The sequence below is a fragment of the Lysinibacillus sp. DFXJR4 genome (assembly GCF_057196045.1).
Genome location: NZ_JBXUNW010000011.1, coordinates 34,137 through 60,198, shown reverse-complemented (window position 1 = coordinate 60,198; position 26,062 = coordinate 34,137). Strand labels below are relative to the sequence as shown.

Genomic DNA, 26,062 nt, shown 5'->3' with positions numbered 1-26,062 from the left:
AATGTTATTTTGTTGCAGTATTTAGTATGTCTAATTAGATATATTTCATACGCTATAACTCCATTTGCATATATGTAGAATAGAGATGTTTTTTTGCAGCACATTAGAGGTAAGGAAAAGTAAGTGTGTAAAGGAGGGAATACCATTTGAAAAAAGTTCTTGGACCTATTGGCATTATCATTATTATTTTAGTGCTATTAGCTTTACTATTTATCCCTAAATACAACAGCCTTGTTACAGCGGAAGAGAGTGTGGATTCAAAATGGGCCCAGGTTGAAAACCAGCTTCAGCGTCGCTATGATTTAATTCCAAACTTAGTGGAATCAGTAAAAGGGTACGCTAAGCATGAGCAAGATATTATTGCTAGTATTTCGGAGGCACGCTCACAAATGGGAAATGCACGTAGTCCAGAGGAACAGGCGGTTGCAAATGATGCACTGAATGGCGCACTTAGTCGATTGCTTGTTGTGGTAGAAAATTATCCAAACTTAAAGGCAGACGCTAATTTTCGACAATTAATGGATGAATTAGCTGGAACAGAAAACCGGCTAGCAGTCGCTCGTGAGGACTACAATAATGAGGTTCAAACTTTTAATAAAAATGTAAAACGTTTCCCAGGAAATTTAATTGCAGGAATGTTTGGGTTTGAGCAGAAGGAATATTTTAAAGCTACAGCAGGTTCTGAAAAGGCACCATCTATTGATTTTAGTAATTCAGGTAAGCAATAATGAAACGTTTTATTGTGCAATTTGCAATTGTTTGTTTCTCATTTCTTGTATTGATTAGAATGGCAGATGCAGCAATGCCAACCCCCATGAAAAATACGTATATTCACGATTTTGCTAATGTATTATCCACTTCAGTAAAAGAGGAGCTTAATCATTATTCAGAGCAGCTAGACAAAGGGACAGGTGCCGAAATAATGGTGATCACTGTGGAATCTATTCATGGACAGGACCCAAAAATGTATGCGACTAAAATGATTCGTTCATGGGGAATTGGTAATGCACAAAAAAATAACGGTGTATTATTATTAGCAACATTTGGTCAGGGTGAAGGCAATAATGATGTCGTAATTGCTGTTGGTCAGGGACTTGAAGGAGCATTACCAGATGGGAAACTTGGACGGATATTAGATACAGCGTTTTATCCTAATGCAAGTGCTGGTAATATTGATCAAGCCTTTAAAGCAACATATGCTGAAGTATTTCAAATTGTTGCAGAGGAGTACAATTGGGAGGGGGAGACTCCTACAAATTCAGCTGAAGAGGAAGAAATGCCAACATGGATGATTATTGTCCTTGTTGTCATTGTCCTTGTTTTTTACTCCATTATTTCTAATGGTGGTGGAAGAGGACCACGCTCAGGTGGCAGAGGAGGCTATCCAGGAGGCTTTGGCGGTGGCTTTGGCAGCCGAGGCTCAGGTGGAGGCGGCTTTGGTGGATTTGGAGGTGGTTCATCTGCTGGAGGCGGAGCAAGTCGTAAATTCTAGCTGGCTACTTTGTAACATTAAAAATAGGGAATTGTACATTACTACCCGAATATAATGTTGCGCATATAATAGAAATGTACATTACTAAATTAAATTTTTTTAGTAATGTACATTTTTATTTTAGAGAAAATTCAAATTATTTGATACGTGAAATTATTAAAGTAATACTCATATATAAAGCAAGGTCGAGAATCATTATATAAAATCTAAACTATTTAAAATACCTGTTACTTCCAACTTAAATGTCTCATTCTCTATAACAGAGTGAATGAATGGACGGTCCCCAATAAGCTCTATAATTATTTGATGCTTATTTTCCTGAGCAAAATGGATTATATCTTCAAATTGAGTGTGATTATAATAAATGTCAACATCATAGTATTTTCTTAATTCACGAGCGATATGAAAAATCTTAGGATGGAACTCTTCGTTGGCATCAGCTAATAATATTTTATGAGGCAGTAATATATTTTTGTCAATATAATCTAGGCTTTTCAATACAGATAATAATCTTTCTAAACCAAAGGCTAAGCCAACTCCTGGTTCATTTAAATTGCCGACAGCAGAAACTAAATTATTGTATCGTCCACCACCTAAAATTGCTCCGATTTCAGAGTCAACAACCAAACCCTCTAATATATAGCCTGTATAATAATCTGCCCCTCTTGCTAATGTTAAATCAATTTTGATGTTGGATTGAACATTTTTTGGTAAATAAGAGAGGATAAATTTCAAATCGGCTGTCGCCTTTGTAGAAGTGAGACAGTAATTAAAGAACTTTTCAATTTGACTTATTTGATTTTGTAAATCCTCATATTGAGCTAAAAGGTTAGAAAAACATTCAATTTCAATTAGTATTTGATTAGCAATATTCAGTGGAATTTTATTTTCTATTAGTTTATTTTTTATACCTTGTAATCCGTCTTTTGAAACTTTATCTGCATAATCTAAGGCTCTTTGTAATCCGAGGTGTTCTTCTTTGGTATTCAAACCAACTTTAAGAGCTAAGGCTTGAATAAGTAGTCTATGATTTATTTTCAAAACAAAGTTTTTTATTCCTAACTTATTAATCAATTCATGGGCCATTATTGTAATATCGATTTCAGCTAATAAACTGTCTGAGCCAATGATATCAGCGTCGCATTGTGTAAATTCTCTAAAATGACTTTTTCCAGGCTGATCATCTCTAAAAGATGGACCAATTTGATATCTTTTATAAGGTCTCGGTATATTTGGATACATACTTACTACTCTAGCCAGCGGTACAGTTAGATCATAGCGAGGAATAAGAATTTTTTCATTTTTATCATTTATATGAAAAAATAACTTCTCTCCTTCCCCATGATGTCCGTTAAAAGTTTCTAAGTATTCTAAAATAGGTGTTTTATGTGGATTGAAACCATAGTTTTCATAAACGCCTTTAATTATATTGATGATATGTTCTCGATATCTCATATCAATTCCTAAAACATCTTCAGTTCCCTCAGGAATTGATAGAGTCTTTTCATTTAGGTTAAAAATCATCTTTGAATCTTCCTTTCGATGAGTATTTGAATCATATTAATTTTTATTTTGAAAATAAATCAAGAAAGTTAAGCCTATTAAGATGAAAATACCTCCCAATAGTTGAAGAGGTTCCATTACTTCCTGCAAAAACAGTAAGCCAAAGATAGAGGTGAATATGGGCTCTACCATACTTATCATAGAAACATTTGTTGAAGTAAGAATCTGTAGTGATTTAAATAAAGTTATTTCACCTATAATCGTTGAAATAACAACAATGCCGAATATATATATCCATGCATTTGAACCAAAATTCAAATGTAGTTCACTAGTTATTAGTCCTATGAAAATTACACCCAATGCAGCAAAGGAGGTAACATAAGTACTTGTTACAACGGGAGAATTATTGTCGGTGACTTTTTTTCCAAGAATCATATATAGTGCATATACAATAGCAGCTAATATCGCTAACATTACGCCTTTCATATTTATACCTTGAAAAGAAACGCCTAATAAAAAAATCATACTAATAAAGGTGAAAAATAAAGCTATGATTGATTTTACCTTTAGCTTTTCTTTGTAGATTAAAAAGGAAAAGATTGAAACAAATATAGGAAATGAAAATAATAATAAAACAGCCATAGCAGAAGATAGATATTTTAATGATTCAAAATGTAGGACAGATAACAGTGTAAATAAAACACCACCCAATAGAAAAAATAACTTTAAATCCATTTTACTAATTTTAATAGGTATTTTTTTCCATATAAGAAACAAAAAAAATAGTAAAGAACTTATTGAAAATCTTAAAACCAGTAATGTATAAACAGAAATCCCATAGCTATAAGCTTTTATAGCGAAAATGGGCATAATACCAAAACAAATAGCTGAAATTATTGCATAAATAGTGCCTTTTTTTAAATCTCTCACACTAACCTTCCTTCACAAATTTAAAAAAATAATAGAATTGTATCTAAAAATATAAGTTGCTACAGCAATTGACGCTCGCTCGAGTTAATTTAATCCTATCATTACAAATAATTACATTTCAATAGTGATCTTTGACATTTTTGTGTCCTTAAACCATTTTTAACCAATTGGAGAGAGTTTTTCGACGTTTATCCATGATGTGTAATCAGTTGCATGGACACTGTGCACGTAATAATAGCCCCAGCTTTCAGTTGGTCGAGTTGCTCACTTAAATAAAAGAGATATTAATTTTCATAGACTGCAATAGAATCTAACAATTAAATATCCTAAATTTTATTTTATTCCTAAATAAAAGCTGAACTAAATTGTGTGGATTAGTTCAGCTCAAAACCCCATGTACTATGGTTCAATTTTTTTATTGGTTTAAAAGGTAATTATATTTAATTATTATCATTTATTGACAAAAGCGCTAAAGTTGTTATAATTTTAATATATCGACAAACGATATAACGCACAATGATATAAGGAGGAATCATTTTGAAAAAACGATTTTTATCGGCATCATTAGCGGTCATTTTAACGACTTCTGCTGTTTATCCAGTCACAATGCAAGAGGTACGAGCTGCCAATGAAACTAGTCAACAAGTAGTAGCCCAAGAGGAAAGTGTCACAGCACAGGAATTTCTTAATTTAGCTGTAACAGCTTTAACCTTCCAGCATGGATCAGAATCTATGCGTCAGCAAATCATTGCAACGTGGGTAAAAGGTGAGGAATTAAAGGATTTAACCCTTGCTATTAAACGCGATGAAGCAGCACGTATTTTAGTAAGAGCTTTAAATAAAGAGGAAAAAGAATCAACGCTTGATGAGTACAAAGAAAAAGCAGCTAAGCTTGGATTATTTACTGGGCTTTTAATTAGTGATAATACGCTTTCTAAGCAAGATGCAGTCAAAATGTTAAATAATGCTAAACAAGTGAAAAACGGTACTAATAATGAGGGCGTAAAGGAAATTTCTGTAGAAGACTTCATGAAAAGTCCAGGAAACTTTGGCTATCAGCTTTCGCCAGATGGTAACTATATAACGTTTTCATCAGCATGGGAAAACCGTTCTAATATTTTTGTAAAAAAAATGGGTGATGATAGTGAGCCTGTCCGTGTATCAAGTTCAAAGGATCGAGATATAGCTGGTTCCTTCTGGAAGGATGATACATTATTATATGTTAAGGATAAAGGTGGAGATGAGAATTTCCATATCTACTCTACAACATTTAACGGGACAGAGGAAAAGGATTTAACGCCGTATCCAAATGTGACAGTAGGTTTATTAAGTAGTTTGCAGGGTGTAAAAGATGAGATTCTAATTATGATGAACAAAGAAGATGCAACAGTGTTCGATGTGTACAAGCTTAATGTGAAGACTGGTGAAACAACACATGTTGCTAAAAACCCTGGTAATATCTCAAACTGGTTAGCAGACCGTAATGGAGAAGTGCGTGTTGCGGTTGCATCAGATGGGGTAGTTGGAACTGTTCTTTATCGTGACTCCGAAAAAGATGAATTCAAGCCATTTATTGAATTAGCAGCAGGGGATGAAGTAACACCACTTGCATTCTCCAAGGATAATAAACATATTTACGCAACCTCTAATAAAGGAAGAGACAAAGTAGAAGTTGTTAAATATGATTTAGAAGGCAAAGAAGAAGTCGTTATGTCTAATAAAGAAGTAGACGTTACAGGTGTACTATATAGTGCCGAGCAGGATAAACTATTATATGGTGCGTATATAACAGATAAACCACATTACCAATTCTTTGATGAGAACTTTGAAAAGCTATTCCGTAAAATACAAGATAAATTAGGTGTTCATGAAAGTGAATTAGGTATTAACGATTACAATAAGGAAATGACTAAGTTTATTGTTAGCGTTTCTAGTGATACGGTTTACGGAAAATATTATTACTATGATTCTTTAACAGATAAATTAACAGAATTGGCTACATTAAGCCCTTGGTTAAAATCTGAGGAACTATCTGAAATGCATCCAATTTCCTATAAGAGTAGAGATGGCTTAATAATTAATGGCTATCTAACATTGCCAAAAAACAAAGAAGCTAAAAATCTACCACTTATCGTGAATCCACATGGTGGTCCATGGGCACGTGATATGTGGGGCTTCAATCCAGAAGTACAGCTATTAGCGAACCGCGGTTATGCAGTCTTACAGGTTAATTTCCGTTCTTCTACTGGTTACGGTAAGGAATTCCTGCAGGCTGGGAATAAACAGTGGGGTCTAAAAATTCAAGATGATATTACAGATGGTGTACAATGGGCAATTGACCAAGGTATTGCGGACCCTAAACGAATTGGTATTTACGGGGCATCATTTGGCGGTTATGCTACTTTAGCTGGTATTACGTTTACACCAGATTTATATGCAGCAGCAGTTGACTATGTAGGTGTTTCGAATATCTTTACGTTATTAAATACAATCCCTCCATATTGGGAAACAATGCGTGAAATGTTCTATGAGCGAGTAGGGCATCCAGAGAAAGATAAAGAGCTATTAACAGCTGCTTCTCCAGTGTTCCATGCGGATAAAATTAAAACACCACTATTCGTGGCTCAAGGTGCAAATGATCCACGTGTAAACAAAGCTGAATCCGATCAAATTGTAGAAGCATTACGTGCTAGAGGCGTTGACGTGGAGTACATGCTGAAAGAGAATGAAGGTCATGGCTTCCAAAATGAAGAAAATAAAATTGAATTCTATAATGCGATGTTAAAATTCCTAGATAGTCATCTAAAAAAATAATAGAAAAAAAGACTGTGCCGAGCGGCGCAGTCTTTTTATGTGAAAAACATAGTTTATAGGAGCTGAATTTTATATTGGGACGTAGCAGATCTCTTGTTGTCAATCAACGTGATACAATGAGCCAGCTTTTCTACACCAGTATGAATTTGATAGTCTTCTACCTGGGAAATGCTTAGGCGAATTAGGTTTTCCTTTTTATATTCTGGCAGAAACATTCTAGAGGCATCATCAACAAAAATATGTTGTTCCTTTAACAATTGAACAATTTGCTTTGCTGCAACATGTTCTGGTAAGTAGATTGTAAGGTAAAATCCGGATGCTGGCTTTGTGTAAAGCGTGTTATTGGGTAGAAATAATTCACAAGCTTCCTGTAGATGCTTCATCTTTCCAAAATAGAGCTCCTTAATTTTTTTTATATGGCTTTGAAACATGCCATTTTTTAAATAAATCTCTAATGCACCCTGCGAAAGCACGGAACTATTAAAATCAGCAGTAAACTTATAGCGTGAAAAATGGCTGCTCATTTTTGGGGGAAGAACGATGGTAGCAATCCTTAAACCAGGGAGAAAAATCTTAGAAAAACTTTTTATATAAATGACTCTTCCAGAAGGGTTGTATGAAAATAATGGATCAGATTTAGTGTTTGGATCGAGCTCCCCTAAAAAATCATCCTCAACGATATACACATCGTACTTTTCAGCCAATTCAACGATTCTCTTTTTCTCTTTATTTGTGTAGCTATGACCAAGTGGGTTTTGAAACCTTGGTACAATATAGAAAAACTTTATATCATTATTCCGAAAAATATACTCTAGACGATCAAAATCTATACCGTCCATCGATAAATCAATTCCAAAGGTAGTTATCGAATGTAAATTGGCTGATTCGATAAAGCCAAAATAAGTAGGCTGTTCAATTAAGATATTTTTTTTGCCATTTGGAAATGGCATGGATACTAATAAATTTAATGCTTGCTGTGAGCCAGAAACAATAAATAATCTTTCTGGTTCGGTAAAAACCTGTAAGCTTTGTAAGTATTTCACCAATTGTACGCGCAAAGAGGAGAAGCCTTGTTGATCGGAATAAGTAAATAATTCTTCCTTATATGTATCAATTGCCTGATTGATACAGTGCTGAAAATCAATGTATGGCATGATGTTTTTATCAGGACCAGCAGATAAAAAATCGATGGTCGTCCTTCTAGAGTCAATGCGCTGAAATTCATTGACAACATAATAGCCACTTTTGGGGATAGAAAATATTAAATGTTCCTTTTCTAATTCATCGTATGCTTTAATAACAGTGTTTTTACTGCAGGAAAATATCTCAGACATTTGTCGGACTGAGGGAAGCTTACTGCCTGCCAGCAGATCACCATTCGCAAGCTGATTTTTAATGTCTTTAACTATTCCATCATATTTTGTATCCATAAAAATCCTCTCCTTACTCTGTACCAGGACAGATGCTAGAAAACTCTATTTCTTTTAACGATGGGTTCTCTTATTATGTATTATACCAGTACAGATGAGACAGTTTTGTACTTAACAATAAGGGGAGCTGATTGATTGTGCAAGAAAGTAGAAAAGAAAAAATGGGGATATTATTAGGTTTATTGGGTGTTATTTGTTTTAGTTTAACCTTACCTGCAACTAGTGTAGCTGTTGAATATTTTGGTACTACATTCGTTGGTTTGGGAAGAGCAGTAATTGCTTCAATTTTAGTTGCTATTATCTTGATTGGAAGAAAAGAAAAATTACCTAGTGCTCGTCAGTTTAAAAGCTTAGTAATTGTCTCTTTAGGTGCCGTGTTAGGATTTCCTCTCCTAACTTCATGGGCAATGACTAGTTTGCCAGTATCTCATGGAGCGGTAGAGCTAGCCCTGCTACCTTTAGCTACAGCAGGCTTCGCAATGATGAGAGCAGGGGAAATGCCGTCACTTCAATTTTGGCTATCTAGTATTGCAGGTGCTTTAGCGGTAATCATTTATGCTATTTATCTTGGACTGGGTCAGCTACATATTGCAGATTTCGCATTATTGGCTGCTGTCGTAATACTAGGGCTCAGCTATGCGGAGGGTGGATTGCTTGCACAGGAAATAGGTAGCTGGCAAGTAATTGCGTGGGCCATTATTATTGCAGTTCCTGTTCTGATTATTCCAGTATTTCTAAACGTTTCAGGGGAGATGTTACATGCACCTCTAAAAGCTTGGATTAGTTTTTTATATTTAGCGATTGTAAGTCAATTTTTAGCCTATGTAGCATGGTATGGCGGTATGGCGATGGGCGGTATCTCTAGGATTAGCCAAATACAATACTTACAGCCATTTTTAATGATTATTTTTGCAGCTTTATTTCTTCATGAATCGATTTCAGTATTTACAATTGTCATAGCAATTGCTGTTGTGTTGTCAGTGATGATTGGCAAAAACGCTTCAATAACTAAAAAAGCTTCTATATAATAAGTAAAAAAACGATAGAACCTTTTTTATATGGCATAATAGCCTGAGGAGGTGCTGTAAAGTGAATGTGAAATTTTTTACTCGTGCTAATTGTGGGCTGTGCGTGGAGGGTTTGCATACATTAAAACTTGTACAAGAGGACTTAGGTTTTCATGTCGATATCATTGACATTGAAGAAAATGAGGCAGTGCATGAGAAATATATGCTAATGATTCCAGTAGTAGAAAAGGACGGGCAAGTAATACAATATGGTAATTTAGATTACGCAACATTGATGGAGCATTTATCTTGCGAATAGAATAAACCAATGAGTAGCAAAATGATTGGTTTTTAAAAAAGCAAACCCTTTATTTAAATTTCGCATTTCTCCTGCTAGATAAAATAGTAGCGAAGAAAAAGCGAAATTTTTTTAGTTTATTAGGTTGAATAAAAGAACAATCTCAATGTTGTAGCTTGTTTCGATTGGTAACAATCTCACAATTCACAAATTGTTCAATGAAAGCGTTTTGAATTTGAACAGTTTGTGAAGACCTTCACATTACGCTTTCTTTTTAAATAAATCGGAGTAGAATAAGAGTCAAGAAAGAAATTGTTATAAAACAGTTTAAAAAAGTATCACGATTTCTAGTGGTTGTTATATTACAAAAAAACAAATTCGAAGGGAGATTTTACAATGTGGGTTATTACAGTATTTGAGAAAAAAGATGTTCGTATTTTTGAGTATGCAAATAAAATTGAAGCAACAAAAGCTTTAGAAGGATTTAAGAAAAACGCCATTTTATCTTTTACAAAATAAGACGACTGAGGTCTCATAACTAATACTAGTTATGAGGCCTTTTTTAATTGGAAACTAATTAATATTAATTTTTTTCCAATTACCGCATCATACACTTGCTCTTTAATTCAAAGCATATTATAATAAAACTATAAGTGGGACACAAAATTATATAGTGGGACAAAATAAGACCCATTACTATTGAAAAGGGAGTAGATAAATATGTTATCTGTACCTGATGCACAGCAAAGGCTACTTCCAGAAATGTATCCGCTTCTTCAAACAAGATACCGTATTTTGCAGACAATCCAGCTAATGCAGCCTATTGGGCGTCGAACACTTGCAGAATCATTAAAAATGACTGAACGTGAAATACGAAAAGAAACAGATATTTTACGTGAGCAAGGGTTATTAGATTCTCAAAAGTCGGGTATGGTATGTACAGATGACGGTGAAGTAGTAATAGAAAAATTAAGAACGCTCGTCTATGAATGGTCGGGACTTACCCAGTTAGCAAAATTACTGGAAAAGCATTTTGGTTTACAGCATGTAATTGTTGTACCAGGTGATTATAATGAGGACGATACGGTACTTACCTTACTTGGTAAGGAGGCAGCGCAAGTATTTATATCTTCCAGTTTCAATGGGCAGGTCGTGGCTGTTACAGGTGGCAAATCTGTTGCGTCACTGACACCATTTCTACATCCTGCACATGCACAAGACATTACATTTGTAGCTGCACGTGGTGGAATTGGACATGAAATGCAAATGCAAGCCAATACACTCGTTGCAACATTTGCCATGCAGATGGATGCCCAATATCGCACCTTGTTTTTACCTGAGCATTTAAGCGAGCAGGCATATCAAGCTATGCTCACAGAGCCAATGGTAACGGAAATGATGAATTATTATGAGCGTGCAGATTGTGTTATCCATGGGATAGGCTCTGCGGAGGAAATGGCTTTAAGGCGGAACTCATCACCTGAGGATTTACGAATTCTTGAAGAAAAGGGCGCTGTGAGTGAAGCATTTGGCTATTATTTTAATGCTGCAGGTGAGATAGTTCATCGAATACGTACAATCGGTATTCAGCTAGAGCAAGTTCAAGGGAGTAAGCAAGTAATTGCAGTTGCTGCAGGTAAACAAAAAGTGAAGGCAATGCTATCGTATTTTAAGGTTGCGCCAAAGCAAACCATATTTATTACTGATGAGGCGGCAGCAAAAGCAATCGCTGAGAGTTTACCTTCTTTATAGAATAGTTTTACGTTTGAAAAAGTACTCTATTTCAGTGAGTGATCAACACTTTCTGGTTGAGAATAAAGCCATTTTGGCAAAAGAATATTTAAACATTATTGGAGGAATTGACAATGGCATTAAAATTGGCGATTAATGGATTTGGGCGTATTGGACGTTTAGTATTTCGTGAAGCAATGAAGCACGATGAATTTGAAGTAGTTGCAGTAAATGATTTAACAGATGCTGGTCAGCTTGCACATTTATTAAAATATGATTCAGTACACGGTATCTACGATGCTGAGGTTTATGCAGAAGGCGATTCTTTCGTAGTGAACGGAAAAAATGTAAAAGTTTATGCTGAAAAAGATCCTACTCAATTACCATGGGGTGAGCTTAGTGTAGATGTTGTGCTTGAATGTACAGGTAAATTCCGCTCTATGGAAGAAGTAAGTAAGCATATTGAAGCAGGTGCTAAAAAAGCGATCCTTTCAGCACCAGCAAAGGGTGCAATGCCTACATTTGTCATGGGTGTTAATCATGAAGATTACAATCCTGAAACAGACGATGTTATTTCAAATGCTTCTTGTACAACAAACTGTTTAGCACCTGTAGCGAAAATATTGGATGAGAAATTCGGTATTGTCCGCGGTATGATGACAACAATTCACTCTTATACGAACGATCAAAGAATTCTTGACTTCCCTCACTCTGACCCACGTCGTGCACGTGCAGGTGCTGTGTCAATGATTCCAACAACAACAGGGGCAGCTGTAGCAGTTTCTAAAGTTTTACCTCAATTAAAAGGTAAATTAGATGGCTTCTCTATGCGTGTACCAACACCAAACGTTTCTTGTGTTGATTTAGTAGTAGAACTAAAAGCAGATGTAACGAAAGAATCCATTAATGCAGCACTAAAAGAAGCCTCAGAAAACGAACTTAAAGGTATTTTAGGATACAATGAACTACCTTTAGTTTCCATTGACTACAATGGCAATCACAATTCTTCAACAGTGGATGGTCTTTCTACGATGGTGTTAGAAAATAGTATGGTGAAGGTTTTAGCATGGTATGATAACGAAATTGGCTATTCAACTCGTTTAATGGACTTAGCTCTATATATTGCAGAAAAAGGATTCAATCATAAATAAGCGACATATTTCAAAAATAAAAGTAAAAAGTGTGACATAATACCGCTTTTTAGGCATAAAAAGTATAGCCTTTAAAATATCTAAAAGATATAATATACAAGGGTAAAGAGAGTAAGGGATGTTTACCCCTTACTCTTTTTTTATCTTGATTCAGCAAGCATAATTAAACACCTGCTTAATCAAGATCTTGCGCCGGGCTGATATCACGGATTTGGATTGGAGCTTTTTCGAGCGAGCTCCAAAAAAACCAGAACCAATTGTGCTGGAGCGTCATTGATACAGGAATATAGCGTTGAATGAAAATGGGTGCAAAGTTTAACAAAGGGTCTTTCAAACAAATATATACAATCGCAAGACATAGAACGTGACTTTTGTTACTATAAAAGCAAGTAAAAGGATACTTTATCAAAAGCTGGTTCCTTTAGTGAATTCTAAGGGATATGCTATTTTTATCTTGATTTAGCAGACATAAAACGCCGCTAATCAAGATAAGCCCCCAGACCGATGTGAGGGTTTTGAAGAGCGAGCTCTAAAAAATCCGGAAACAATTCCGCTGGGGACATAATTGATTGAATAGAGTGATTGTGAAGAATTGAGGAGCCAAGATGGGTGATCCAGGGAATTCGCAAATTAAAAACTTTGAAGGGGGTTTCTTCATGTTAAATAAGAAGACGATGAAAGATATTGAGGTAAAAGGGCAGCGCGTATTTGTACGTGTCGATTTTAATGTACCGATGGCAGATGGTGTGATTACGGATGATACACGTATTCGTGCAGCAATCCCTACAATTGAATATTTAGTGGAGCAAGGAGCTAAAGTAATTCTAGCCTCTCACTTGGGACGACCAAAGGGTGAAGTAAAAGAAGAGATGCGTCTAACGGCTGTAGGAGTTCGATTAGCTGAATTAATCGGCAAGCCAGTTACTAAATTGGATGAGTCAATTGGTAAAGAGGTAGAGAAGGCTGTTACAAACATGCAAGATGGTGACATTCTTTTACTAGAGAATGTACGTTTCCACGCTGGTGAAGAGAAAAATGACCCAGCACTAGCAGAAGCATTTTCAAAATTAGCAGATGTCTATGTTAATGATGCGTTTGGTGCTGCTCACCGTGCACACGCGTCAACAGAAGGTATTGCTAAGCATGTTCCAGCTGTTTCTGGTTTCCTTATGCAAAAGGAACTAGATGTATTAGGTAAAGCATTATCTAACCCTGAGCGTCCATTTACGGCCATTATCGGTGGTGCTAAAGTGAAGGATAAGATCGGTGTTATTGAAAGCTTACTGGAAAAAGTAGATCATTTAATTATCGGCGGTGGTTTATCATTTACATTTATAAAAGCACAGGGGTACGATATCGGTAAGTCTTTATTGGAAGAGGACAAAATTGAGCTAGCTAAATCTTTTATTGACAAGGCTAAGGCAAAAGGCGTGCAATTACATATGCCGATTGATGCAGTTGTTGCAAATGAATTTTCAAAAGATGCAGAAACGAAAATTGTAGATGTTGACGCGATTCCAGCAGATTGGATGGGCTTAGATATTGGTCCAAAAACAGCGGCAAATTATGCAGAGGTCATTCAGAATTCTAAATTAATTATTTGGAATGGTCCTATGGGCGTTTTTGAAATGGATAAGTTTGCAAGTGGCACTAAAACTGTAGCTGAGGCAATGGCCAATACAGCAGGTTATACAGTAATTGGTGGAGGCGATTCTGCAGCAGCTGTTGAAAAATTTGATGTAGCAGATAAGATGGATCACATATCTACAGGTGGCGGTGCTTCATTAGAATTAATGGAAGGTAAAGAGCTTCCTGGTATTGTGGCACTAAACGATAAATAAACTATTGGAGGCAAAATGATGCGTAAACCAATTATTGCAGGTAACTGGAAAATGTATAAAACATTTGAGGAGGCCATCGAGTTTGTCGATGCGATTCAGGACAAACTTCCTTCAAATGACAAAGTAGATGCTGTTGTTTGCGCACCAGCACTTTATTTACCTACACTTGTGCAGGTTGCTAGTGATTCGGAGCTAGCGATTGGTGCACAAACAATGCATTATGAAAATGAAGGTGCATTTACAGGAGAAATCAGCCCGAATCAGCTTGCAAGTGTACAAGTGGATTATGTCATTTTAGGGCACTCAGAACGTCGTGAGTATTACAATGAAACAGATGAAGCCATTAATAAAAAGGTAGCAGCAGCATTAGCTCATAACATCGTACCAATTATTTGCTGTGGTGAAACGCTTACAGAACGTGAAGCAGGAACGACTGAGCAAAAGGTAGCTAGTCAAATTAAAGCGGCACTTGCTGGGTTTGAAGCGCAACAGGTGGAGCATATGGTCATTGCCTATGAGCCAATTTGGGCAATTGGTACAGGGAAAACAGCAACAGCAGAAGATGCAAACCAAGTATGTGGAGCAATTCGTGGGGTTGTGGAAGATCTATATAATGCTGAAACAGCTGCCGCTGTACGTATTCAGTATGGTGGCAGTGTGAAGCCTGAAAATATCGCAGAATTATTATCAAAAGAGCATATTGATGGTGCTTTAGTTGGTGGTGCTAGCTTACAACCAAAATCATATTTAACATTATTGGAGGCGGCGGCAAATGCCTAAAAAGCCAGTAGCATTAATTATTTTAGATGGCTTCGCATTTCGAGATGAAACATACGGGAATGCTGTAGCACAAGCAAATAAGCCTAATTTTGATCGTTATTGGAACCAGTATCCCCATGCTACATTAACGGCAGCAGGTGAAGCAGTAGGGTTACCAGAAGGTCAAATGGGCAATTCTGAAGTTGGACACTTAAACATCGGTGCTGGACGTATTGTTTATCAAAGCCTAACACGTTTAAATAAATCGATTCGTGAAGGTGACTTCTTTACAAATCCTGCATTTTTAGAGGCAGTGGCACATGTAAAGGCTCATCAGTCGAAGCTGCATGTTATGGGCCTACTGTCGGATGGGGGTGTTCATAGTCATTATGAGCATATGTTTGCCCTATTAAAGCTTGCTAAGCAACAGGGGCTAGAAGAAGTTTTCGTACATGGCTTTTTAGATGGGCGAGATGTTGGACCAACAACAGCATTAGATTATATTGAAGAAACGGAAAGACAGATGGCTGAAATTGGTATAGGTAAATTCGCTTCTATTCATGGACGTTACTATGCAATGGACCGTGATAAACGATGGGATCGTGTAGCTCTAACCTATAATGTGCTTGTTGATGGCGTTGGTCAAACGGCAGAAAGTGCAGCAAGTGGTGTAGCAGCATCCTATGAGCGTGAGGTAACAGATGAATTTGTGATTCCATTTAGTATCCAAGAGCATGGAGAGCCAGTGGCTACAATTAATGATAATGACGCAGTAATTTTCTTTAATTTCCGCCCTGATCGTGCCATTCAATTGTCAAAAGTATTTACAAATAATGAATTTGATGGCTTTGTTTTATCAGCTAAGCATCCAAAAAATTTAAAATTTGTCTCCTTCACACACTATAGTGATGAAGTTCATGCACAGGTGGCCTATGAAAATGACAACCTAAAAAATACGATAGGTGAAGTGTTAGCCACAAATAGTAAAGCACAGCTACGTATTGCAGAGACAGAAAAATATCCACATGTGACCTTCTTTATGAGTGGTGGACGTGAGGATAAATTTGAAGGGGAAGAGCGAATTTTAATTGCATCCCCAAAGGTTGCAACCTACGACTTAAAACCTGAAATGTCTGCCTATGAGGTGACAGAAGCCTTACTTGCAGAAATAGCTGCTGAAAAATTCGATGGAATCATCCTTAATTTTGCGAACCCAGATATGGTGGGGCATAGTGGAATGCTAGAGCCAACAATTAAAGCGATAGAAGCAGTCGATGAATGTCTAGGGAAAGTAGTAGATGCACTGCTTGCAAAAGGCGGTGCAGCTATTATTACAGCTGACCATGGTAATTCTGATGAAGTGCTGACTTTAGCAGGGGAGCCAATGACAGCTCATACAACAAATCCTGTTCCAGTAATTGTGACGAAACCGAATTTAGTTTTACGAAATGGTGGCATTTTAGCCGATTTGGCGCCAACCATGTTAGAATTATTAGAGGTATCACAGCCTACTGAAATGACAGGACAATCATTAATTGAAAAAGAGGAGAATTAATTATGCCATTTATTACACAAGTTTATGCGCGCGAAGTTTTAGACTCACGTGGGAACCCAACAGTAGAGGTTGAAGTATTTACAGAATCAGGAGCTTTTGGACGTGCAATCGTACCATCAGGAGCATCTACAGGTGAATACGAAGCAGTAGAGTTACGCGATGGTGACCAATCTCGTTACCTAGGCAAAGGTGTATTAAAAGCAGTCGAAAATGTTAACACAATTATTGCGCAAGAATTAGAAGGAAACTATTCAGTTCTTGATCAAGTCGTAATCGACAAAACTTTAATCGAGCTAGATGGCACAGAAAATAAAGGGAAGTTAGGTGCTAACGCAATTCTAGGTGTATCCATGGCAGTTGCACATGCTGCGGCAGATTATTTAGATGTACCTCTTTATCAATATCTTGGTGGCTTTAACTCAAAACAACTACCAGTACCAATGATGAATATCTTAAATGGTGGCGCGCACGCTGACAATAATGTAGACATTCAGGAATTTATGGTGATGCCTGTTGGCGCAGAATCATTCCGTCACGCTTTACGTATGGGCGCTGAAATCTTCCATAGCCTAAAGGCTGTATTAAAAGCAAAAGGCTATAACACAGCAGTAGGTGATGAAGGTGGTTTCGCCCCAAACCTTGGCTCTAACGAGGAAGCCATTACTGTAATTTTAGAAGCAATCGAAAAAGCAGGCTACAAGCCAGGTGAGGAAGTAAAACTTGCAATGGACGTAGCTTCATCTGAATTATTCAATAAAGAAGATGGCAAATATCACTTAGATGGTGAAGGTGTTGTGAAAACTTCTGAAGAAATGGTTGATTGGTACGAAGAGTTAACAAATAAATACCCAATTATTTCAATTGAAGACGGCTTAGACGAAAATGACTGGGCTGGACACAAGCTATTAACAGATCGTATTGGTGGTCGCGTACAATTAGTAGGTGATGACCTATTTGTAACAAATACAAAAAAATTATCAGCTGGTATTGAGCAAGGTGTAGGAAACTCAATTCTTATCAAAGTAAACCAAATCGGTACGCTAACAGAGACATTTGAAGCAATCGAAATGGCAAAACGTGCTGGTTATACAGCAGTAATCTCACACCGTTCTGGAGAATCAGAAGACGCAACAATCGCTGATATTGCAGTTGCCACAAACGCGGGTCAAATTAAAACAGGTGCTCCATCACGTACAGACCGCGTAGCTAAATACAACCAACTTCTTCGCATTGAAGACCAGCTTGGTGCAACAGCTGAATATTTAGGCTTACATTCATTTTATAATTTAAAATAAGCTCATAAAAATCGCCTCAAGGTATCCAATGACCTTGTAGGCGATTTTTTTGTGCCTACAAAGTTGTAATGATGCGGGGAAAAAATCAGATTTTCCAGAGTAAATAAATCTTCTTTAAAAGGTTTAAATATGTAAAATGTAGAATTACTATTAAAACTAGGAGGGACGCTATGCATAACTTATCAGGAAAAGTTATTCTTGTCACAGGTGCAAGCTCAGGTATTGGGCTTGCCACGGCTGAGTTGATGGCATCAAAAGGAGCTAAAGTAATTATTAATTATCATTCAAATGTGAAAGGTGCCAGGGAAGCCGTTCAACGTATTCAAGAAAAAGGGGGAGAGGCCATTGCAATTCAAGCTGATGTGAGGAATAAAGAAGAAGTGAATTCAATGGTTGAACAAGCTATTTCTTCATTTGGCACAATTCACGTTTTAGTTAATAATGCTGGGGGTGGTGTCCGTCAAAGTACATTTATGGATATGAGCGAAGAGCTGTGGGAAGAAACGTTCAAATTAAATGTTAACAGTGTTCTCTTCTGCTCTCAAGCTGTATTAAGACATATGATTCCGAAAAAAGGTGGAAAAATTATTAATGTCTCTTCAGCGGCTGCACGAATTGGAGGGGCAGGAGAAAGTATTCATTACGCATCTGCTAAAGGGGCGATCAATACAATGACAATAGGAATGTCCAGAGAGCTAATTGACTATGGAATAATCGTGAATGGGGTAGCACCTGGAATGGTAGAGACACCTTTTCATGTTAAATTTGCTCCTGACGATAATCGACTTGAGCGAATGGCTTCATCTGTACCTATTAAAAGGGCTGCAACACCTATGGAAATAGCAGAGGTAATCGCCTTCCTTTCCTCCGATGCCTCAAATTATATCCTAGGAGAAATTATAAATGTTAGCGGAGGGCGATAATTGGAAATGATATATTTTGTCGGAAAATTCTTAGTCGTAATGTAGCTGGATTGGTAAGGCTCTAATATTTTTATATGAAAACTAAATACTTTATCGAAGGGTCAGTAACCGCTCGGGATAAGAAGAAAACCGCTCAGTAAGAGTCAGAAGTCGCTCAGGGTAAGGAGAAAACCGCTCAGGAAGGGTCAGAAGTCGCTCGGGGTAAGAAGAATACTGCTCAGGAAGGGTCAGAAGTCGCTCGGGATAAGGAGAAAACCGCTCAGGAAGGGTCAGAAGTTGCTCGGGGTAAGAAGAAAACCGCTCAGGAAGAGTCAAAAATCGCTCAGGGTAAGGAGAAAGCCGCTCAGGAAGAGTCAGAAGTCGCTCGGGGTAAGAAGAAAACCGCTCAGGAAGGGTCAGAAGTCGCTCAGGGTAAGGAGAAAATCGCTCAGGAAGGGTCAGAAGTCGCTCGGGGTAAGGAGAAAGTCGCTCAAGTAGGGTCAGAAATTGCTCGGGGTAAGGAGAAAGCCGCTCAGGAAGAGTTAAGAACATCTCGACTCGAACTTTAGATTTGCAAATGTTATGTCAGAGATACAATATTCATAAAATTAAATATCCAATATTATTAACCTACTTAACATCCTACAGAGGGAAAAATTCCCTAAAGCGTAGTGTACCCAAAGAATATTGGTTGTAAATTTTGTTTGGAGGGTTTTAATAGTCCGACTTTTGTATTACAGGCGTTGACGCTAGAAAATAACATGACTATAATAGTCGTAACAACTATAATCATAACTAGTATATAGGAGAATTATATTGGAATTAGAAAAATATATTGGTGTGAATGTGCAACGAGCAGCACTAAAATTAAATAATTATTATCAAAAAGTGGTTAATCCGTTTGATATTACAGTGGAACAATGGGAAATACTTGTTATTCTTTGGGAAAAAGAAGGCATTACCCAAAAGGAAATTGCTGAAAGACTTCATAAGGATCAAACAAACATTGCACGCATGTTATTTAAATTAGAGAAAAAGGGATTTATTTATCGTGTTGTCCATGAAACAGATAGAAGATCGTTACGTGTGTATTTAACTCCAAAAGGCAGTGAAATTAAAGACGAAATACTTGAGCCATCCTTGGAAGCATACAAGAAAACAATCAAGGGATTATCTGAAGAAGAGGTTGAAACATTTAGAAGAATTCTTACTGTAATGTATAATAATGTGAAGGATTTATAACTGAAGTAACTAATTTTTATTAGCGATAAAATGAAGCTGCCAATATTGGCGGCTTTTCTTTTATCCCAATGACTTTTCCCTATGAATTTAAAGTTGACAGTTAATTTTTTTATAAATATAATTGTCGTAGCAACTATATTCGAGTCTATTAAAATTGTAGTAAGTTTAAAGCTTGCTACATAATTTTTAATATAATATTTGCTAAGACAACTAATGTCATGACAATAATGTAGGGGGAGTAAATAATGCCTGAAAAAAATGAAGGAATATTTGACAGCAAGTATAGAGCTTTAACAATTGGGGTTATTCTTGCTGTTACTACAGTGGCCTTTGAAGGGCTTGCTATCACTACCATCGCACCAAATTTGGCGCAGAAATTAAACGGGTTCCATTTATATGGCTGGATATTCACTGCCTTTCTTTTGGCGCAAATCATTGGAACGATGGTAATTGGGCAGCGTATAAGCAAAAATGGTGTGTTTGCAGTATTTATAGTTTCTAATCTTTTATTTGTAGCGGGGATTGTTCTTGCTGCTACATCGGTAAATATGTATATGCTGATTATTGGGAGAGTGCTTCAGGGATTTGGTGCCGGCGCAATTATTACCTGTGTCTATTATAGTATTACTCTAGGATATCCTGATCATCTGCGAACAAAAATACTTGCAATGTTTTCAAGTGCTTATATCTTACCTGCGTTAATTGGACCTTATATAGCTGGACTTATATCAGAATTAATTTCTTGGAGATTTGTTTTTTTGCTAGTAATTCCATTAATTGGATTGGCTGTAATGCTAACTCTCCCTGTATTTCGTAAATTTTCAGTAATAGAGAAGGAAGGGTCAACTAGTGGTAGTAAAGAACTGTATGCCGTGTTGCTTGCTATTGGAACGGGCATCCTGCTAACTGGATTAGGCACTATCACAGAGTGGAAGGGAATAGTACTTTCATTTATAGGTATCGTGGCAATGATTCAGCCATTACGAAAGCTATTACCAAGGGGAACGTTTGTGGCAACAAGAGGACTACCTGCGACTCTTGCCACTAGAGGATTATTTGTTGCTTGTTATTTCGCTACTGAAAGCTATGTTGTTTTAGCATTGACGGAAGTCAAGAAATTACCTGCTGATCTTGCAGGATTAGTTGTTGCTGCTGGAGCTTTAAGCTGGTCGATAGCTGCATGGCTCCAATCGCGATTAGATACTAAGGATCGAGGAAGTGGAAGAAAGATACGGATAACAATTGGTGTTTGCTTTATGATAATTGGTGTTACAGCTGTTATTTTGGCTGTAAGTTTACCTATAGGTGGAATAGTATTGGCGATTATATCTCAAATACTTACTGGATTTGGTATTGGCTTAGCACAACCAACAACAGCGGCGATTGCACTACAGCATGCAAATGTTGGGGAAGAAGGTGAAGTATCTGCGAGTATACAGTTTACAGATGCATTTAGTCCTGGCTTAAGTATTGGTCTTGGGGGAGCTTTTTTAGCTATTAGTGAGACTTTACAATGGGGTATAATAAATGGCATCCTATTAGCTTTATCACTTCAGCTTGTTTTGCTTCTACTAAGTTTTGTTATTTCTTTTCGTATAAAACCCAAAAATATCTCTTGTGAATAGAATTGAGCAAGATAAGTCTTATCATTCATAGGGATAAAAAATGAGTTTTAAAGGTGACTTTTATGAAAAACTTCACAAGATGATATAGAAGTCTTTTATGAATATCGAGCTTGTTCTAAAATTGCTAAATATCAATTGCCAAAAGCAGAATCTTATGTGAATAAATAATTTAATTATATTGCCTTAGCTGAGACTAACGAGCTTATTGGAGATTATGACTTCATAATCATAAGAAATTCGAATTTCATGGCTCAACCTTAGTTCAATAATTAAATAGAACCCTGTTGCTTAAAGTTAATGGGTTTATTTGTCTAAGAATCGTTAGTATTGAGCAGTAAAAAAGACAGCCTTAAGTGATTAACACTTTAGACTGTCTTTTCATTTGTAAACGACAATTATGATTGTGTCCAATAGTTATCTAGCTCTTGATCTACATATACCCAGCCCTTCCATGCAATATGAATCGTATCCATAATAAAATAAGGGTCATATTCATGATCTGAGAAATTAACATATGGAACATTTGCATTTGTTAATACTTGCTCCATTTTCTCATAGTATTTTTGACGACGCTCCTGTGGATATTCGTTGTAGTCATACCAATAGCCATTTACAGGAATTGAAATAAATAATGGCTTTGCACCGGCATCCTTTAAAATATCTATGACGAGCTGAAAATCCTCATATTCGGGTGATACTGTATAATCTTCGTTCTTACGAGAGCCTTTAAACTTTGTTAAATCAGCATTGACAAGACGTTTATAAAATTTATTTTCAATCATTAAATCATTGGTTACACGTTTCTTGCCATATTTCTCAGCATTTTTTAATTGCTGCTCAAATGTTTGGTTTGCCACCAGCTTGTCATTACTTTTTAATTTATGTGACTCTCTAGGGAAAAGCGAGTAATATAAATCTTTTTTCTCTAGCAATGCCTTTTGGAAATGACCTGCTAACATTGCAAGTCGTCCAACAATAGGTCGTTCTTTGCCATTCGATAATTGATATTGATAGATTGTTCTTAATAATTGGTCTCGATTCACTGTTTCAAATTCTAGCAGACGCTCCATTGCTCGATTTCGAAGCTTTACATCAATGTCCTTATTGTAAGCTAAATCATAGGCATGTAGCATAGAATAGTTAGGAGAAAAGTGTAATTCACCCATTCCTTTCTTCGTAAACCATTGAGGAGAAACGATGAAAACAATTTTTTTATCCTTTAAATTTTTCTCCTGTGCAGCAAAATTTAAAAAGTGTGTAATAGACTGCATTCCCCCTCGCCCTATCATAAATGTCGAATACGGTGCATTTGTTGCACGTGCATAATTATAGGGATGGAAGGGGTCAAAACGATTTAATTCGGATGAGCCGTATAAAGGCATTGAATTCGGCTCCTGTAGCATTCTCTCCTGTAAGTACATGCCCTGGAACACTAATGGAGACATGTTCGTTTTTGCCTGTTCTACATCTTCATCTGAAATCCATGCTTTAATCCATGAATTTGGGAAAAATACGAAGACAGCAAATAGAACAAAGGCAATGAATAGCGATAAAAAGCCTTTCTTAATCATTGTCTTTCAGCTAATTTCGCTACAATACGATTTGGCGTGTTCCATTCCTCACGATTGAAATCAGTAATTGGTACTGAGATATTAAAGCGGTTTTCAATTTCGACTAATAGATTAATGGTACCGAATGAATCAAGTAGTCCCTCTTCAAATAAATCGATATCTGGGTTTTCTACAATGATATCATCTTCGCATAATTCTACTAGCATTTCTAAAACTTGTTGTTTCTCCATAGTTCAAATTCTCCTTTAATTTAGGCTGTGTTTAACAAAGCCTTGTTTAAAATAATTTTCCTGAAAAAATATAAAAGCCAAAACAAACAGCATTAAAAGTGATAAACACACCAATTGCATGTGTCCATTTATTTTTCGGCCAAAGCTTACGTTTTTTGTTCCACCGTTCAAATTTATCGAAGCTAATGATTAGCAGGGCATGGTAGAGTCCATAGACCACAAAGTGCCATTCTAGTCCATGCCAAATCCCCATTAAAAAGAACAGTAAAAAGAAGCCAATATATGAGATTGTAAATTTATTTTTAATCCATTTTTTCTTAGTCATCCAAAGCACAAAGCGCATATAAACATAATCCCTAAACCAGAATGAAAGGCTCATATGCCAGCGATTCCAAAAATCTTTTATATTGCGACTTGAAAATGGACGATTAAAGTTAATTGGCGTTTGAATGCCCATAATGCGACTGACCCCAACGGCAAAGGCACTATAGCCAGCAAAGTCGAAAAATAAATAGAAGCTATACATATACATATACGCGATTTGCCCTTGAAAAGGTGTCAAATAATTATAGGTATGATTTGGTAAATAAATAAGTGTGTAATTATAAATTAAATAAGCCAAAATGAATTTATATAAAAAGCCTACAAATATATAATTAATCCCACTTAAAAGTAGCTTCTGGTAGTCCTGATTTGACGGAACTGTATGCATATCTTTATAAAAACGTCGCCAACGATCGATAGGACCTGATGAAACGGTTGGGAAGAATAGTAAAAAATAGGCCAGCTCAACTGCTGAAATTTTATCCTTTATTAGACCGTCACGTGTTTCTAAAATCATTTGAACAGATTTAAAAGTAATGTAGGACACTCCTAGGAATCCAAATAAATGATGTAGTCCAAGAATCGGTAGAACCTTTACAAGCACAAGTGGCAAGATAGACAGCAGTACAGCCACAATAAATACTGTCCCACTATTCTTTTGTAGTCGGTATTTTTGATAAGCAATGATTAATAGTAACTGAAATACTGTAAAAAGTATGAGAGAGATTGTGCCATTTAAAGAATTACCAAAAATAAGAGCTAAAACAATAATCGAAACAAAGATATTATAGCCTTTTGCAGATTTTTCTCGTAATCCTAATATAATTGTGGGCAGCAATAAAATCCCAATAATAATGAAAAAAACGATATTTCCGTAAGGCGTCATACTGTTTCCATAACCGCCAATCCTTTACGATCAACTTTACCATTTGTATTTAGAGGTAAAGTGTCCATGTATTTGAAGGTTTTTGGAATCATATAGGATGGTAAATACTCAGATAACAACGATTTAAGTTGCTTCGTCATTTTAAAGGCAGATTCCAGTAATGGCTCACGTAGAACAACGAACGCATTCAGCGAAACAATCTCGCCATCTTTTAATACAGGTACAACAACACAGCTAGAAACGGGTGGTAGAGTGCCAATTTGCTTTTCAATTTCCTCGATTTCTAAACGATAGCCATGTAGTTTTACTTGAAAATCCTTACGACCTGAAAAGAACAGATAGCCATCTTTTTCATAGCCAATATCCCCAGTTTTATAAATGCGCTGACTATTTATAGTAGGAAAGGCCTTTTGCGTTAAATCAGGTGCACCAAGATAGCCAGCACTAACTGTTGGTCCTGAAATAATAATCTCGCCATCCTCTAATAGAGAAAGATTTGGTTCTGATAGCGGTGCAATTGGCAGTTGATCAAATTGCTCCAACAGTGCTGATGAGACCTCTACAAAAGATACAGCAACGGTTGTTTCAGTTGGCCCGTATAAATTAAAAATAGTCGCCTGTGGGAAGCGTTGCATTAATTCTTGTGCAACGGATACTGGTAAAACCTCTCCACAGAATAAAAATGTATCTAAAGCGGGCATTAACTCCTGATGCCATTCTTTGTTCATTAAGCACATTTTCGCAAAGGACGGTGTGGAGGTCCAAACACGGATTTCAGCTGTTGCTAGTGCATCAAATAACGATTTTGGATAAGCAATTTGCTCTTGTGTAATAGCGTAAAGCGTTTGCCCATTTACCAATGCAGGGTATAAATCCATTACTGATAAATCAAAGGAATAGGGAGCCTGATTTAAAAACACACCAGATTCCTGTAATGGGAAGTGCTTATTCATCCAAGCAACAAAATGAGCTAGGTTATTGGCTGTAATTTGAACACCCTTAGGTTTACCAGTTGAACCAGATGTGTAAATAATATAATAAACATCCTGCTCCTGAACCCATAAGGAAGGCTCTACCGAAATCGTAGAAGGCTGTGTGATTATATCACTTACCTCCACTTCAGGAATAGACAATGGAGCACTTAATGATTCTGTTTTTAGTAGCATGCAGGCTTCAGAGGCTTCAATTATAAGCTGTAGTCTTTCAGAAGGCGTGGACGAGTCAACTGGTACATATGGGTGCCCAGCCTTTACAGCGCCTAAAAAGGCAACAATTTGCAATGGTGACATATGACCGTAGACGACAATGGGCTGTTTTCTTTTTAAGTTCTGAGCTAGTAAGTACTGTGCTACACAATCAGAGAGATACCAAAGCTCACTATACGTTAAGGACTCACGATTGGTTTGATACGCAGTTTTTTGTGGCTGCTGTAGCGCCACATTTTGAATAGCTGCTAATATACTTAACATCAATAAT

The 26,062-nt window shown here is 36.6% G+C and carries 22 protein-coding genes; 15 read left to right on the top strand and 7 right to left on the bottom strand.

Going from position 1 to position 26,062, the window contains the following annotated elements:
- Nucleotides 1-146 precede the first annotated feature (146 nt).
- Both AC2CGN_RS18390 and AC2CGN_RS18385 read left to right on the top strand, forming a co-directional pair.
- On the top strand, nt 147-728 hold the full coding sequence (locus tag AC2CGN_RS18390) for a LemA family protein (protein ID WP_283869469.1): 582 nt from the start codon (nt 147-149) through the stop codon (nt 726-728).
- Nucleotides 728-1,492 carry a TPM domain-containing protein gene (locus AC2CGN_RS18385; protein ID WP_429986059.1) on the top strand — a complete coding sequence of 255 codons (765 nt, stop codon included), beginning with the start codon at nt 728-730 and terminating at the stop codon, nt 1,490-1,492. The genes AC2CGN_RS18390 and AC2CGN_RS18385 overlap by 1 nt, the downstream gene beginning before the upstream one ends.
- A gap of 195 nt (nt 1,493-1,687) precedes the next feature.
- Here AC2CGN_RS18385 and AC2CGN_RS18380 read toward each other — a convergent pair whose 3' ends face one another.
- Entirely contained in the window at nt 1,688-3,016 is a 1,329-nt protein-coding gene (locus AC2CGN_RS18380; protein ID WP_484515446.1) for a histidine--tRNA ligase, read from the bottom strand.
- A 36-nt stretch (nt 3,017-3,052) separates the two neighbouring features.
- Nucleotides 3,053-3,925 (bottom strand): DMT family transporter, encoded by an 873-nt coding sequence (locus tag AC2CGN_RS18375; RefSeq protein ID WP_429988038.1) that lies wholly within the window; start codon nt 3,923-3,925, stop codon nt 3,053-3,055.
- A gap of 537 nt (nt 3,926-4,462) precedes the next feature.
- Between AC2CGN_RS18375 and AC2CGN_RS18370 the strand changes: the two genes are divergently transcribed.
- A complete protein-coding gene (locus tag AC2CGN_RS18370) occupies nt 4,463-6,739 on the top strand; it encodes a S9 family peptidase (RefSeq protein WP_286925436.1) in 2,277 nt (758 codons plus the stop codon).
- A gap of 53 nt (nt 6,740-6,792) precedes the next feature.
- Here AC2CGN_RS18370 and AC2CGN_RS18365 read toward each other — a convergent pair whose 3' ends face one another.
- Nucleotides 6,793-8,169: an aminotransferase-like domain-containing protein gene (locus AC2CGN_RS18365; RefSeq protein ID WP_484515444.1), complete on the bottom strand. Its 1,377-nt coding sequence runs from the start codon at nt 8,167-8,169 to the stop codon at nt 6,793-6,795.
- Between the two features lie 161 nt (nt 8,170-8,330).
- Between AC2CGN_RS18365 and AC2CGN_RS18360 the strand changes: the two genes are divergently transcribed.
- The 12 genes from AC2CGN_RS18360 (at nt 8,331) to AC2CGN_RS18305 (ending at nt 21,575) form a co-directional block, all read left to right on the top strand.
- Nucleotides 8,331-9,197, top strand: a complete 867-nt coding sequence (locus tag AC2CGN_RS18360; protein ID WP_429984015.1) for a DMT family transporter — start codon at nt 8,331-8,333, stop codon at nt 9,195-9,197.
- 61 nt (nt 9,198-9,258) lie between these two features.
- Entirely contained in the window at nt 9,259-9,495 is a 237-nt protein-coding gene (locus AC2CGN_RS18355; RefSeq protein ID WP_429982947.1) for a glutaredoxin family protein, read from the top strand.
- Nucleotides 9,496-9,870: 375 nt separating this feature from the next.
- Nucleotides 9,871-9,993 carry a hypothetical protein gene (locus AC2CGN_RS18350; protein WP_286925433.1) on the top strand — a complete coding sequence of 41 codons (123 nt, stop codon included), beginning with the start codon at nt 9,871-9,873 and terminating at the stop codon, nt 9,991-9,993.
- 201 nt (nt 9,994-10,194) lie between these two features.
- Nucleotides 10,195-11,226, top strand: coding sequence for a sugar-binding transcriptional regulator (locus AC2CGN_RS18345; RefSeq protein ID WP_484515441.1), 1,032 nt, complete (start codon nt 10,195-10,197; stop codon nt 11,224-11,226).
- Between the two features lie 113 nt (nt 11,227-11,339).
- A complete protein-coding gene (gene gap / locus AC2CGN_RS18340) occupies nt 11,340-12,356 on the top strand; it encodes a type I glyceraldehyde-3-phosphate dehydrogenase (protein ID WP_429988031.1) in 1,017 nt (338 codons plus the stop codon).
- 656 nt (nt 12,357-13,012) lie between these two features.
- Nucleotides 13,013-14,197, top strand: a complete 1,185-nt coding sequence (locus AC2CGN_RS18335) for a phosphoglycerate kinase (protein ID WP_429982944.1) — start codon at nt 13,013-13,015, stop codon at nt 14,195-14,197.
- Nucleotides 14,198-14,215: 18 nt separating this feature from the next.
- Nucleotides 14,216-14,977, top strand: a complete 762-nt coding sequence (tpiA, locus tag AC2CGN_RS18330) for a triose-phosphate isomerase (RefSeq protein ID WP_286925430.1) — start codon at nt 14,216-14,218, stop codon at nt 14,975-14,977.
- Nucleotides 14,970-16,511, top strand: coding sequence for a 2,3-bisphosphoglycerate-independent phosphoglycerate mutase (gene gpmI, locus AC2CGN_RS18325; protein ID WP_484515438.1), 1,542 nt, complete (start codon nt 14,970-14,972; stop codon nt 16,509-16,511). The genes tpiA and gpmI overlap by 8 nt, the downstream gene beginning before the upstream one ends.
- Before the next feature lie 2 nt (nt 16,512-16,513).
- Nucleotides 16,514-17,806 carry a phosphopyruvate hydratase gene (gene eno / locus AC2CGN_RS18320; protein WP_286925428.1) on the top strand — a complete coding sequence of 431 codons (1,293 nt, stop codon included), beginning with the start codon at nt 16,514-16,516 and terminating at the stop codon, nt 17,804-17,806.
- A 170-nt stretch (nt 17,807-17,976) separates the two neighbouring features.
- Nucleotides 17,977-18,729: an SDR family NAD(P)-dependent oxidoreductase gene (locus tag AC2CGN_RS18315; protein WP_484515436.1), complete on the top strand. Its 753-nt coding sequence runs from the start codon at nt 17,977-17,979 to the stop codon at nt 18,727-18,729.
- 795 nt (nt 18,730-19,524) lie between these two features.
- On the top strand, nt 19,525-19,950 hold the full coding sequence (locus AC2CGN_RS18310; protein ID WP_429986048.1) for a MarR family winged helix-turn-helix transcriptional regulator: 426 nt from the start codon (nt 19,525-19,527) through the stop codon (nt 19,948-19,950).
- Nucleotides 19,951-20,195: 245 nt separating this feature from the next.
- On the top strand, nt 20,196-21,575 hold the full coding sequence (locus AC2CGN_RS18305) for an MFS transporter (protein WP_484515434.1): 1,380 nt from the start codon (nt 20,196-20,198) through the stop codon (nt 21,573-21,575).
- Nucleotides 21,576-21,970: 395 nt separating this feature from the next.
- On the opposite strand, the gene dltD is transcribed toward AC2CGN_RS18305, so the two are convergent.
- The 4 genes from dltD to dltA are packed head-to-tail and all read right to left on the bottom strand — an operon-like array spanning nt 21,971 to nt 26,055.
- A complete protein-coding gene (gene dltD, locus AC2CGN_RS18300; protein ID WP_286925426.1) occupies nt 21,971-23,146 on the bottom strand; it encodes a D-alanyl-lipoteichoic acid biosynthesis protein DltD in 1,176 nt (391 codons plus the stop codon).
- Nucleotides 23,143-23,376, bottom strand: a complete 234-nt coding sequence (dltC, locus tag AC2CGN_RS18295; protein ID WP_054770454.1) for a D-alanine--poly(phosphoribitol) ligase subunit 2 — start codon at nt 23,374-23,376, stop codon at nt 23,143-23,145. Before dltC ends, dltD begins: the two co-directional genes overlap by 4 nt.
- A 46-nt stretch (nt 23,377-23,422) precedes the next feature.
- On the bottom strand, nt 23,423-24,586 hold the full coding sequence (gene dltB, locus AC2CGN_RS18290; RefSeq protein ID WP_429986046.1) for a D-alanyl-lipoteichoic acid biosynthesis protein DltB: 1,164 nt from the start codon (nt 24,584-24,586) through the stop codon (nt 23,423-23,425).
- The gene (gene dltA / locus AC2CGN_RS18285) at nt 24,583-26,055 is read right to left on the bottom strand and encodes a D-alanine--poly(phosphoribitol) ligase subunit DltA (protein WP_484515431.1); all 1,473 of its coding nucleotides are present in this window, start codon (nt 26,053-26,055) and stop codon (nt 24,583-24,585) included. The genes dltB and dltA overlap by 4 nt, the downstream gene beginning before the upstream one ends.
- Nucleotides 26,056-26,062: the final 7 nt, after the last annotated feature.

Coding starts and splice junctions, on each gene's coding strand:
- AC2CGN_RS18385 (WP_429986059.1), top strand. CDS start 728: ATGAAACGTTTTATTGTGCAATTTGCAATTGTTTGTTTCTCATTTCTT.
- AC2CGN_RS18380 (WP_484515446.1), bottom strand. CDS start 3,016: ATGATTTTTAACCTAAATGAAAAGACTCTATCAATTCCTGAGGGAACT.
- AC2CGN_RS18365 (WP_484515444.1), bottom strand. CDS start 8,169: ATGGATACAAAATATGATGGAATAGTTAAAGACATTAAAAATCAGCTT.
- AC2CGN_RS18360 (WP_429984015.1), top strand. CDS start 8,331: ATGGGGATATTATTAGGTTTATTGGGTGTTATTTGTTTTAGTTTAACC.
- AC2CGN_RS18350 (WP_286925433.1), top strand. CDS start 9,871: ATGTGGGTTATTACAGTATTTGAGAAAAAAGATGTTCGTATTTTTGAG.
- AC2CGN_RS18345 (WP_484515441.1), top strand. CDS start 10,195: ATGTTATCTGTACCTGATGCACAGCAAAGGCTACTTCCAGAAATGTAT.
- gap (WP_429988031.1), top strand. CDS start 11,340: ATGGCATTAAAATTGGCGATTAATGGATTTGGGCGTATTGGACGTTTA.
- AC2CGN_RS18335 (WP_429982944.1), top strand. CDS start 13,013: ATGTTAAATAAGAAGACGATGAAAGATATTGAGGTAAAAGGGCAGCGC.
- tpiA (WP_286925430.1), top strand. CDS start 14,216: ATGCGTAAACCAATTATTGCAGGTAACTGGAAAATGTATAAAACATTT.
- gpmI (WP_484515438.1), top strand. CDS start 14,970: ATGCCTAAAAAGCCAGTAGCATTAATTATTTTAGATGGCTTCGCATTT.
- eno (WP_286925428.1), top strand. CDS start 16,514: ATGCCATTTATTACACAAGTTTATGCGCGCGAAGTTTTAGACTCACGT.
- AC2CGN_RS18315 (WP_484515436.1), top strand. CDS start 17,977: ATGCATAACTTATCAGGAAAAGTTATTCTTGTCACAGGTGCAAGCTCA.
- AC2CGN_RS18305 (WP_484515434.1), top strand. CDS start 20,196: ATGCCTGAAAAAAATGAAGGAATATTTGACAGCAAGTATAGAGCTTTA.
- dltD (WP_286925426.1), bottom strand. CDS start 23,146: ATGATTAAGAAAGGCTTTTTATCGCTATTCATTGCCTTTGTTCTATTT.
- dltC (WP_054770454.1), bottom strand. CDS start 23,376: ATGGAGAAACAACAAGTTTTAGAAATGCTAGTAGAATTATGCGAAGAT.
- dltB (WP_429986046.1), bottom strand. CDS start 24,586: ATGACGCCTTACGGAAATATCGTTTTTTTCATTATTATTGGGATTTTA.
- dltA (WP_484515431.1), bottom strand. CDS start 26,055: ATGTTAAGTATATTAGCAGCTATTCAAAATGTGGCGCTACAGCAGCCA.